Genomic DNA, 10,240 nt, shown 5'->3' on the forward strand with positions numbered 1-10,240 from the left:
GCGTAAATGCATCCTTGCTTAAGTGATTTATAAATATTGCTGAGTCTTTCAATGAAAATTTCATAATATATTCAGTACTCTTACCCATTGATAAATCTTTTTCCACCCACACAACTTTTATTGATTCGCCTTTCCTTATTGCTTCAGATATAGATGTATAATAATCATCATAAAGAACAGCTTCACGTACAACCCCAGGAGTATTACCTAAACGATCACCGAAACCATAATTTATCACTTTGAAATCAAAAGGATCACCATTATCTATACTGCCTTGCACTGATTGAATAATAGCTTTTCCATACATTCTTGTGCTAAATTCTTTCGTTATTACTATTTTGTCTTTATAAAGGTTCAAGTTAAAACCATGCCAATGACCATCTTCATTTTTAAGACCCGTTGCTCCTTTTGCAACTGTTCTTGTACTTGCAACAATTGGGGTTACGGGATTTCCCGTTAAAAAGTCGCAAAATTGATAAGCATAAAAATTATCATCTTTTCCGCCACCAAGCTTGTTACAAAGCTTCTCTGAAGAGGCTAACGATATACTTGGAATAAGAAATAATACATAAATAATTATTTTAATCATTTTGAACACCTTATTTTAAATAAATATAACGCCCGGCTCACGCGCCGGTTTGGAGCCGCGAAGCGGCGGAAAATCGGTCGCTGTGCAGCCGATTGTTATGTTCTTCCTGACGTGCTAGATTGTGTATGGAAACCGAAATCGATACACATAGGTGCGACATGAGAACGAACATCGTCATAGACGACCAGTTGATGGCAGAAGCTCTCAAAGCCTCCGGCTACGAAACCAAAAAAGAGGCTGTTGAGCAAGGTCTAAAACTTCTAGTTCAGCTTAGCAAGCAGCAGGAAATTCGAAAACTGCGAGGCAAAATCAAGTGGGAAGGCGACCTGGATGAAATGCGGGGCGCCGGATGATATTGGTGGATACCAGTGTATGGATCGACTATTTCAACGGAGTCAAAAACCCGCACACTGACCTGCTGGATGCCTCAATAGTCCACGGATCCGTCGCTATCGGCGACCTCATATTTCTGGAAATCCTTCAAGGCATCCGCAACGACAAACACTATCGTCAGACCAAACAGAGCCTGCTCTCGCTGGAGCAGTATGAAATGTTTGGCAAAGACATGGCACTTGTTTGCGCTGACAATTATAGGGCACTTCGCAAAAAGGGCATCACAATCCGAAAAACTGCCGACGTGATCATCGCGACTTTCTGCATAGAGAAAAAGCTACCTTTGCTGTTTTTGGATCGCGACTTTATCCCCTTTGTTGATCATCTTGGGCTTGAGCCTGCCCTCAGAGAAACATAACGCTTTACTCACCGGAAAATGACGAGCGTCAGCGAGTTATTTTTCCAATGCAGTAAMTTGTTAAGTTTTTTCACCCCAGACTTCAAATTTATTGTCATGTATGACAATCGCTTGTGTGTTGCTAATGGGGCAAAGATCTATTTCGTCCTTATAACTAGAAATGATTTTCTCGACTGACTCTTTGAATGGGAAGTTTGTATGGTGAGGAACCGGATAAAAATCAATCATTCCTAATGATGAAAACGTRCCAATGTTCGGCGCGGCAGTGAAATCATCCATTTCTTTTACATACTCAATATTGCGTGAAAGCACAATGGAACCAGCAGACTCACCAATATACATTTTCCCTGAATTTACTTGTTCARATATAACTGTGTCCGCGCCTGTTCTTTTCAGCTCTTGAAGGAGAAAGAAGGTATTACCACCAGTAACATAGATATAGTCATTCTTTTTGAGCGTACTATCTATTTTTTCTTTGGTTGCCGTTGAAATTTCAAGTTCGTCAACAATTAGCCCGCGTTCTTCAAGGGCCTTTTTGCCAGCATCCACATAAAATGTAACATCTTCGACAAGACTCGCCGTAGGTATGAATGTAACAGTTTTTCCTGCGCATTTTTCCTCGGCGAACTCCACGAATAAATCTGCCACATCCACGAAAGATGAAGTTAAAAAAATCTTTTTCATTACATNTTTCAAGTTCGTCAACAATTAGCCCGCGTTCTTCAAGGGCCTTTTTGCCAGCATCCACATAAAATGTAACATCTTCGACAAGACTCGCCGTAGGTATGAATGTAACAGTTTTTCCTGCGCATTTTTCCTCGGCGAACTCCACGAATAAATCTGCCACATCCACGAAAGATGAAGTTAAAAAAATCTTTTTCATTACATYTCCTTTCTTCCCGAACACTTTTCTAGAAACTTAACGCCCACTTAAGCGGACAAAAATTGTTGGCTATAATGTGGAGCGAAGCGAAACGTAGCCAACTGTTTTTGTTCCGTTTAAAGTGCTTGTTAGGGATTTTTAAATCATTCCATTGATATTTACAAAACAATTCCCGACCTGCCCAGAGTCTCCCGATGTGTGAAAGCCTAAATAACTAAGGTATGCTTTTGGTTCTTCACCTTTAACATAATTTAGCGTGGAATAAGGATGAAAGCCTGATGGATCGCAAATACCCATTTGAATATGACCACCTACAGTTTCATATTTCTCTGTTTGTACTATTTCTTTTAATACAGTCTGCGGGGCTCTTTGCCATAGAATATGATCTGCGGAGTAATTTGAACGCTTATCAGCTATTTCTTGATTAATTTCAGATTTTTTGTCACCTAGTAACAATACAAAATCGCTTTCGACTTCGCTTTCTCGGTATTTAACGATTTCTATATCAAACATTCCACTGCTTAAATCAGGTTTTAAGTGATACATTTTTAATTCATTATCTTCATGACAATACCCGAACATCGAGAACTCACACAAAGCTCCTCGTTCTGCTGTTACTGCCAATGTATTAATATAGCTCTTAATAATATTCTTTGAGAAATCAGCAATAGAATCCATACTTGGAGCTGTGCCAGTCCCCCTAAATTCGYAAATACGGTAGTTAATGCAGCTTGTACATTTAATCCTACTAAAGAACTACCTGCGTATGCCAAACCAATTTTTGTTTCTAAAAAGGTTGTATCCAGAAAACCAGACTTACCCACTCCTTTACAAATTAATGGAATACTAAATATTTTTGCACCAATATCAATCAACGTAGAGCTTGTTAAATTAGCATTTGTAATTTTTGAATCGCCAACAGCCCAAATTGAATCATGCCCTTCATTGTGGAACCAACTTACTATCGATGTCATGACATATATCCCTAACATTGTATTATGCTTTGGTGTATTTCGGCGCGAGCTGTTCCAACAATTTATCAATCTCATGGCGAGCCAATACGAAATCATTTGCGGTTTTCATGTAAGCCTCTCGATTATGTGCTGCAGCTTGTGTACCTACTGTTTCATTAATCTGACGGCTATAGCTTTTAGTCAGCACGTTATAGTAAGAGATATACATATTTTGGAAATGTCCAACCTCATCTTTGAATTCAGGAAAATAGATCAATGACAGTGACATTGCCTTCCGTAAGGGCTCATTTATACCAAAACTCATTAATTCACTGATGTTTCTGCAGTCTGCAGCTTTATTGGAGTTAACCATAGCCGATTGAATACAATCAGCTAGCTCCTCATACTTCTCACGCAAAAGAATTCGTTTGAGGTGTTTTTTATTTAAATGCTCTTTAAGTAGCACTGAAATCTGAGAAATAACCACCCCCACAACGGCAGAAACTGCGGAGACTATCGCTACCAAAATTGTATTGTCCACTTGCTACCTCTTAATGATTTATTGCAAAAAAGCATAACGCCGCATTAAGGTGTGAGCGACGCTAACACAATACTCAATTATTGCGCCGTAAACACAAAAGCCGAATCAAACTAAAACCGCCGAGCGTTGCGAATCCGTCTTAAAGCGTTTGTATGGATAATCTCACTCGTATTTGGGTAAAGTGAGACCCAGGCTTTAGCTGCAACTAAAGCTTTCTAATGTGCAGTTCGATTGAACGCTGGCTCCTCTGTCGAGAGACCGATAACAAACATGAACGCACCTTAGAACTCCAAGCAACAAACTCGAATACTCGACTGGGTCTCGAACCCGTATTACGCAAACAAGAGTTAGCTTATTATGAATACTGCACCCAAGCAAAGCATCAACATCGGCGTCGATACCGGCAAAGCGCAACTCGACATCTACGTCAGACCAACTGCGCACTTCTTCTCTGTGCCAAACACTGATAAAGGCATTAAAGATGCATTGAAAATCATCAAGCCATATCAGCCTGAGCGCATCATCATTGAAGCCACTGGCCGATTAGAAATGTCCTTTGTGCTCGCGTGTATTGAAGCCAATTTACCCATCGTACGCGCCAACCCTGTGCACATTAAACGCTTCGCCGGCGCCATTGGCCGCAGAGCGAAAAATGACCGCTTAGATGCTGAGTTAATTGCACATTATGGCGACGCCATTAAGCCTGAAATCACCATTATCAAGGCGGAAAATATACGTCTAATGAGTGACTTAATCATCAGGAGAAACCAGCTCCTATCTATGCAAACGATGGAAAAGAACCGCTTGCAGATACTGCCCAAAACCTTGCATTCAACCATCAAACCCATGCTCACTGCGATGAAAAATCAAATCACCAACATCGAACAAAAACTCGTGAAGTTGATTGAAGCATGCCCTGAATATCAGACTAAAAATACGCTCTTACAAAGCGTGCCTGGCATTGGCAGCATTGCGACAGCATCTATCATCAGTAACGTCCCTGAGCTGGGCTATATAACTAACAAACAAGCGGCATCTCTCATTGGTGTTGCACCCGTGACAAAAGAAAGTGGGCGATATAAAGGCAAACGGGTGATCCAAGGTGGACGTGCTCAAGTTCGTACCGTGTTGTATATGGCGATGATGTCTGCGATGCAATGTAATCCTGTTTTTAAAGCGACGTATACCCGATTAGTCGCCGCTGGAAAGCCGAAAAAAGTCGCCATTATTGCCTGTGTGCGCAAGATGGTAGTGATCTTAAATTCGATGCTTAGAGACGGCGTGATGTGGGATAAAAATCTCGCTAAAATTTAGTGATTGACGACATACTCGTTTGTTAGTTTTGTGATAGTGCGATGAGTAGACTCGATATACTAATAAGCACCCCAAGCACACCTACAATAAATCCCCAAATAGCGAACTTCTTTTGTTTTGCGATCTCTGTCTTGTTACTAGAGTACAAGTCCGTCAATGAACTTGCTAACTGTACTATTTGGCTATCTACGCCTACACCCAATCCTTTTAGAGAGTTTAACTGTAAGCTGATATTTTCAGGTAACTCAGAGAAAGGCTCATGTTGTTCATGGCTTATGATCAGGTCACGAATTTCCTCAACTTTGCTCTTCAGTTCTTCATCCTCACTAGCGATTGCATCTGAAAGCATTAGACGTAAACTAAACAAAACTGATTGACGGTTTTGTTGCCACCGTTCTTGAATATGAGTGATATCATCAAACTTCAAAGAGCCACTAGAAACACCTTTTTTAACCTGCTCTCTAAACCTTTTCTTCCAGTTACTTTCGACCGAATCTTTAAGGACAAATCCGAGACCGATAAACATTCCAAATAACGCACCTATAAATGCAGAGGTGCTTTTCATAAAGAAGTTAATAAAAACTTCAACAAATGTTTCCATTGTGACTATATCCCTTAGATAAAACTAACGCTTGCAGCATGCGCGCCCACGGAATGAAGCCGAAGGCGCAATTTAGTGGGCGTCGCCGTGCCTGCACTGGTTAGGTGGACTTTCGGATGAACTCCGCCGACCGATGAATGATAAAACTACGAATTTCAAACAGTTCGTTGATTCCTAGAATACCGCGTACTCGTTCTTTAACGTTCTCTACCGCTATCTCTTCACGGTGATCTGGGGCTTCCTCATTCATCTTCTTAAGCCCGAGTACGTTAGTAAATACGTTGTACGACTCATCGATGGCTTTATCGCGGGCAGCTCGTTCTTCGCCCCGAAGAGCCTCTACAAGATGGGTCTTCGTGCCGATTTTCATAATTGCTTCTTCAAATGGATCGAGCTCCAAAGCTACCGAGCGAGGAATCCACGCAGCGTATTTTCTTCTCAGTGAGAAAAGTCGGCCTGCACAATTAGTTGCTTCTTCGGTCGGTCCCTCTCGAAACAAAATACCTATAGTTTCGTCGACCTCAGACATGTAGGACTCACAAAACTCTACGTGTTTGTCAAACGCTACCGTAGACATATGAGAGGAGGCGCCAATTGCGAAAACCTGTTGATCCGTTTGCAGCGTCCTCTGTTTTTCAAAAGCTGCTGCATCTCTGCCGACCTGGAAAAGGGCACCCATCAATGCAGCTACCCCTGGTACCGCAATCATTCCCGAGACCATATCGGAAATGGRGAGAAATGCTGACGAGGCGATTGATGCGCCAAAGACGATGGCCAAAGAGATGTACAAAATTTTATTAGTCATAGTCACCTATTGCCCCAATCAATTGCGCATTGCAAGCAACCGAAGCGTTGAAAAACTCTAAACCACAATCGTGTGGTTTAATTGCGTCAATTGAATCGGCTTGTTATACCTAATTACCCTGAAACCGTAATTCTTACTGCAACACCTATTACTGATATTACAATCGCAACTATCGATAATGAGAGTGATAACTTATAGCGAAACTCTTGTTTTTTCATCGACAAAATATTTAACAAATGATCATAGCATTTAAACCATTTTTTCGAGTAGTCATTGTCAGTATCATAAGGCTGTTTGTTGCCATCGCCTTTGTCTGTATATGGGAAGTATTCATATAATTGCTTCAACATAACTTTCAGCTCTTTCACAGATAATTCTGACGTTTCTGGTTCAAAAACCTTGCACTGAAAATTATATACATCTTTCAATTTAGTCATGAATTCCCCTTTTCCGAATATGTTAACAGTAGGTATAACGCCGCATTTAGCGGCTTGTCCGCTGCAATGCTTTGTTAGCTAATTGCTTTTTTATATAGCTCCGGTTTAGGGTGATTTTCAATCGTTAACCTAGAAGGGTGTCTACCGCTTCCATCGGCATTGTTATCAATACACAAGTACATTTTATCTGGATAGTTCTCGATTATCTTATTTACTACCTTTATGTGACCTCCGCCAGTTGCAATAACTATTAGGCTATGTCGAGCAACAGCTTTATCAATTAATTCTGAATTTTCTTTTCCGCCTCTTGTGAGAGCTGGATTTTTTTTGGATCGGAGGAGTAAGAAGGATGTACATTAACTAACTCAAAACCACTCCATCCCCACATAACAGCAAGGGTAGTAATATTCGCTAATGTTTGGTCATACTTTAGCTCGTCTACGATTGAGGGGTTTTCACATATAAACAACCCCCTAGGCTTTGTCTCTGACTTAGCTTCCCAACATTTGGTCAAAAGAAATCGAAACTTTCCGCAACTTGATCTTGAGCTTGTTGTTTTGACAACACTACTCGCTTTTTGAACTTCCATCGTACTCCTACTGTAAACTGCTATTTGCTAACGCCTTGCTCACCGGTAAATTGGGAGCGCAGCGAGTAATTTATCCGCGTGTAGCAACTTGTTAGCAATAACTCAGCTCGACTGATACGGAAGTCGAGCTGAACATAAATCACCCAAAATTTCTTGACGCCGGCAATTACTTTTTGTAACTGAACACATCTTTGAATACAGATATGATTCGAGCTGAATTCTCTGGCAAAACGACCTCCCCTTTTTCCATGTCGAAGAAATTTTCCAATACAGCAATATAGGCGTGGCCGACAGCTTCCGTGATTGCAATCGCTGTGGATGCAGAAATAGCTCCGCCGATCAGGGTGCCTGCGCCGGGAATAAATTTCAGGGCGTTAGATACTACAGCTTTACCCACTTGCGCCAGTGCGGTAACTCCCATAATACCAGTCAAAACTGATGTCATTTTTGAATTATCCGCATCTAGTTCGAATTCGGTATTGATTTTATAAATYATAGTGCTTTGTATTGCTGCAAGAATAGGTGCATCAGACCCAGGAATCGGTGAAGCTCCCGCTGTTCCGGCTGCGGCGGAAGCAACGTGAACCATTTTTCTGGCACCCTCTTTCATCGCGGTAAGGCGCTTTTCTATTTTTGAGCGCTGAGCTTTTAGAAAGGCATTTTTTGCCGATTTCTTACCCTCAGGAAATCGCGCTTCAGTGACCTCAGTCAGGGATTCAAGCCCWTTGACCTTTACCACAATATCTTCGTCAATTTCATAGGGGACAGAATTAACGGAAACATAAGCTCCGCTCAAAAAGTCTTTATAATCTTTGTCAATGATAAGCTTTGCTTCTTCAACAAATTCTCTTTCTGACTTGCCTGTAACACGGGTGAAAACTACGATGGCGGGGATATTACGTTTCTCGAGAAGGCCAATCAACGTAAGGTCGCGGTCTTCCACTCGATCACTGCTGGCTTTTATGCAAACCCAGCCAATATGAGGAATATCGCTGTCGTCATTGGCGTTATCAATGGCTTGCCTGAATTCATTTTCCAGTGATGCCATTGTATCTTGATAGTTTTCAGCCTCTATGCCTTTGGTGTCCCAAAGGCAAATACCTTTTTCAGGGATGACAATTTTTTCAAGATGCTGAGTGATAGGCTTTCCTGCACCGGCTTTAACAACTTCCTCGCCAAAAATAGCGTTAATCAAAGTGCTTTTACCTACACCGCTGGCACCAGAAATAATTACATTGCATCGTTCTTTTTCATTAACAGCCTTATTTTTGGCTTTGTCATGATTAAACTCACCGCTTTCCTCGTTGTAGCTGTCGCCAAGGAAATCCTTATAATCGCTCATTTCTTTTTCTCCGCATCACTTCAGTTAAAATTTAGAATTATCGATTGCCAGTGGTTACTCTTGCTAACGCCCCAATCACGCGCCCAAATTGTTGGGTGCTTTTTGGTGATACACTGACGCGAAGCGGCAATCACCCAAAGCCGCGCGACGATTTGGGTGATGTTGACCCACTTTAACGGACACGTCTTTCGTTAAGTACATTGTTTTTCAAACGCTATCGGCGACATATAGCCAATGCTACTGTGTAACCGTGTTCGATTATAAAAGTACTGAATATATTTTCTGAGCTTCTCTCGTAAGTGCCTTAAGTTAGCAATCGGTGCATCTTTGATTAACTCGCCCTTAAGCGATTTAAAGAACGACTCGACTTCTGCATTATCCGTGCATTTCCCTGGCCGATTCATGCTCTGCTCAACACCGTGTTCCGCCAGTAAATGTCGCACCCTATCCGCACAATACTCGCGCCCTCTGTCGGTATGAAATAGCAGTCCCCGTTTAGGCTTTCGGCTAGCGAGTGCTTTGACGATGGTGAACATCGTCAAGTTTGAATCAAGTCTGTCGCTGAGCGCCCAGCTAAGTACTTTTTTTGAGTAAACATCAATCACTACCGCTAAGTAGCCCCATCGGTTTCCTACTTTTATGTAGGTAACATCCGCGGTCCATTGTTGATTGATTTTGCTCGCTTTTTCTTGTTCTAAACGTCGATTGACGAGTCCTTTAAAGAACGTCCGACTCTTTTTCTGACGACGGTAAACACGGTCCACTCTCGCCTTTAAACCGGCTTCTCGCATCAAGCGGGCCACACGCTTACGACTCACTGCGAGACCTTTTGCCTTCAACGCCGCATGGATTTTAGGACTCCCATATCTGCCTTCGCTTTTACGGTAGATGAACGCTATCTCTGCGCCTAGCTCACTATCTGCGCGCGCGTGTCCTGACTGTCCGCGGCTTAGCCAATCATAATAGCCACTACGAGACACAGAAAGGTGCCTACACAGCTTCTTTACTGAGTAAACATCACTATATTGCTTTACGAATCGGTAGGCTTGCGCCTTTGTTCTGCTTGAAAGCGTTGCCACTTTTTTAAGATATCGTTCTCCTCTTCAAGCTCCGTGATCCGTCGCTTGAGCGCCGATAACTCATCCTCCGCCTTGTCTGGCTTCACTTTATTTTTTAGGGACTTGACCATACCAAACTCTCCATCTCGATACGCTTTACGCCATTTCGATAGCATGAATGGATGGATATCAAGCGCCTCTGCAACCGACTTCACTGTTCGATGCGTCTCATAGCTCCATTCAACCGCTTTTAGTTTGAAGTCTAGTGAATATTGCGCTGTCTTTTTACCCGTTTTATAGGCTGGCATACTGACCTCCTCAGGTCGTCGATGCGTGTCCAGTAAAACGGATCAAGTCCAGCGTCACTTGGATTTACT

At 42.1% G+C, this 10,240-nt stretch carries 15 protein-coding genes; 3 read left to right on the forward strand and 12 right to left on the reverse strand.

The features are described from left to right. Positions 1 to 589 (reverse strand): hypothetical protein (locus BZG78_RS14860; protein WP_131826091.1); only part of this gene is annotated, 589 nt, incomplete at its 3' end. 158 nt (positions 590 to 747) lie between these two features. Here BZG78_RS14860 and BZG78_RS14865 point away from each other — a divergent pair. Both BZG78_RS14865 and BZG78_RS14870 read left to right on the forward strand, forming a co-directional pair. Next, positions 748 to 942, forward strand: coding sequence for a type II toxin-antitoxin system VapB family antitoxin (locus BZG78_RS14865; RefSeq protein ID WP_077460653.1), 195 nt, complete (start codon positions 748 to 750; stop codon positions 940 to 942). Between the two features lie 5 nt (positions 943 to 947). Next, positions 948 to 1,340, forward strand: a complete 393-nt coding sequence (locus BZG78_RS14870; protein ID WP_241824056.1) for a PIN domain nuclease — start codon at positions 948 to 950, stop codon at positions 1,338 to 1,340. A 60-nt stretch (positions 1,341 to 1,400) separates the two neighbouring features. Here the strand turns inward: BZG78_RS14870 and BZG78_RS14875 are convergent, their stop codons facing one another. From BZG78_RS14875 to BZG78_RS14895, 4 genes are all read right to left on the reverse strand, one after another. Further along, positions 1,401 to 2,024, reverse strand: a complete 624-nt coding sequence (locus BZG78_RS14875; protein WP_077661642.1) for a Type 1 glutamine amidotransferase-like domain-containing protein — start codon at positions 2,022 to 2,024, stop codon at positions 1,401 to 1,403. Between the two features lie 337 nt (positions 2,025 to 2,361). Further along, positions 2,362 to 2,901 carry a hypothetical protein gene (locus tag BZG78_RS14885; protein ID WP_199877210.1) on the reverse strand — a complete coding sequence of 180 codons (540 nt, stop codon included), beginning with the start codon at positions 2,899 to 2,901 and terminating at the stop codon, positions 2,362 to 2,364. Further along, positions 2,838 to 3,197, reverse strand: a complete 360-nt coding sequence (locus BZG78_RS14890; protein WP_077661644.1) for a hypothetical protein — start codon at positions 3,195 to 3,197, stop codon at positions 2,838 to 2,840. The genes BZG78_RS14885 and BZG78_RS14890 overlap by 64 nt, the downstream gene beginning before the upstream one ends. Before the next feature lie 22 nt (positions 3,198 to 3,219). Then, positions 3,220 to 3,717 carry a hypothetical protein gene (locus BZG78_RS14895; RefSeq protein WP_077661645.1) on the reverse strand — a complete coding sequence of 166 codons (498 nt, stop codon included), beginning with the start codon at positions 3,715 to 3,717 and terminating at the stop codon, positions 3,220 to 3,222. Between the two features lie 357 nt (positions 3,718 to 4,074). Between BZG78_RS14895 and BZG78_RS15520 the strand changes: the two genes are divergently transcribed. After that, positions 4,075 to 5,031 (forward strand): IS110 family transposase, encoded by a 957-nt coding sequence (locus BZG78_RS15520; RefSeq protein ID WP_199877211.1) that lies wholly within the window; start codon positions 4,075 to 4,077, stop codon positions 5,029 to 5,031. Positions 5,032 to 5,053: 22 nt separating this feature from the next. Here BZG78_RS15520 and BZG78_RS14905 read toward each other — a convergent pair whose 3' ends face one another. The 7 genes from BZG78_RS14905 to BZG78_RS14935 all read right to left on the reverse strand — a co-directional run bounded on the left by BZG78_RS14905 (position 5,054) and on the right by BZG78_RS14935 (position 10,171). Next, positions 5,054 to 5,632 carry a hypothetical protein gene (locus BZG78_RS14905; protein ID WP_077661646.1) on the reverse strand — a complete coding sequence of 193 codons (579 nt, stop codon included), beginning with the start codon at positions 5,630 to 5,632 and terminating at the stop codon, positions 5,054 to 5,056. A gap of 100 nt (positions 5,633 to 5,732) precedes the next feature. Beyond that, a complete protein-coding gene (locus tag BZG78_RS14910) occupies positions 5,733 to 6,437 on the reverse strand; it encodes a hypothetical protein (protein WP_077661647.1) in 705 nt (234 codons plus the stop codon). A 113-nt stretch (positions 6,438 to 6,550) separates the two neighbouring features. Continuing rightward, positions 6,551 to 6,874: a hypothetical protein gene (locus BZG78_RS14915; RefSeq protein WP_077661648.1), complete on the reverse strand. Its 324-nt coding sequence runs from the start codon at positions 6,872 to 6,874 to the stop codon at positions 6,551 to 6,553. 280 nt (positions 6,875 to 7,154) lie between these two features. Next, on the reverse strand, positions 7,155 to 7,463 hold the full coding sequence (locus tag BZG78_RS14920) for a DUF1643 domain-containing protein (protein WP_077661649.1): 309 nt from the start codon (positions 7,461 to 7,463) through the stop codon (positions 7,155 to 7,157). Between the two features lie 166 nt (positions 7,464 to 7,629). Continuing rightward, entirely contained in the window at positions 7,630 to 8,805 is a 1,176-nt protein-coding gene (locus BZG78_RS14925) for a GTPase (RefSeq protein WP_077661650.1), read from the reverse strand. A gap of 191 nt (positions 8,806 to 8,996) precedes the next feature. Beyond that, on the reverse strand, positions 8,997 to 9,884 hold the full coding sequence (locus BZG78_RS14930; protein WP_077661651.1) for an IS3 family transposase: 888 nt from the start codon (positions 9,882 to 9,884) through the stop codon (positions 8,997 to 8,999). Further along, positions 9,836 to 10,171, reverse strand: a complete 336-nt coding sequence (locus BZG78_RS14935) for a transposase (protein ID WP_077661652.1) — start codon at positions 10,169 to 10,171, stop codon at positions 9,836 to 9,838. Before BZG78_RS14935 ends, BZG78_RS14930 begins: the two co-directional genes overlap by 49 nt. Positions 10,172 to 10,240 lie beyond the last annotated feature (69 nt).

Origin of the sequence: Salinivibrio sp. MA351 (assembly GCF_001996065.1) — a bacterium.
Taxonomy (GTDB): Bacteria; Pseudomonadota; Gammaproteobacteria; order Enterobacterales; family Vibrionaceae; genus Salinivibrio; species Salinivibrio costicola.

What these genes read in the sequence shown, in the direction of transcription:
- BZG78_RS14920 (WP_077661649.1), bottom strand. Translation starts at nt 7,463, where the DNA reads ATGGAAGTTCAAAAAGCGAGTAGTGTTGTCAAAACAACAAGCTCAAGA.
- BZG78_RS14935 (WP_077661652.1), bottom strand. Translation starts at nt 10,171, where the DNA reads ATGCCAGCCTATAAAACGGGTAAAAAGACAGCGCAATATTCACTAGAC.
- BZG78_RS14885 (WP_199877210.1), bottom strand. Translation starts at nt 2,901, where the DNA reads ATGGATTCTATTGCTGATTTCTCAAAGAATATTATTAAGAGCTATATT.
- BZG78_RS14865 (WP_077460653.1), top strand. Translation starts at nt 748, where the DNA reads ATGAGAACGAACATCGTCATAGACGACCAGTTGATGGCAGAAGCTCTC.
- BZG78_RS14915 (WP_077661648.1), bottom strand. Translation starts at nt 6,874, where the DNA reads ATGACTAAATTGAAAGATGTATATAATTTTCAGTGCAAGGTTTTTGAA.
- BZG78_RS15520 (WP_199877211.1), top strand. Translation starts at nt 4,075, where the DNA reads ATGAATACTGCACCCAAGCAAAGCATCAACATCGGCGTCGATACCGGC.
- BZG78_RS14905 (WP_077661646.1), bottom strand. Translation starts at nt 5,632, where the DNA reads ATGGAAACATTTGTTGAAGTTTTTATTAACTTCTTTATGAAAAGCACC.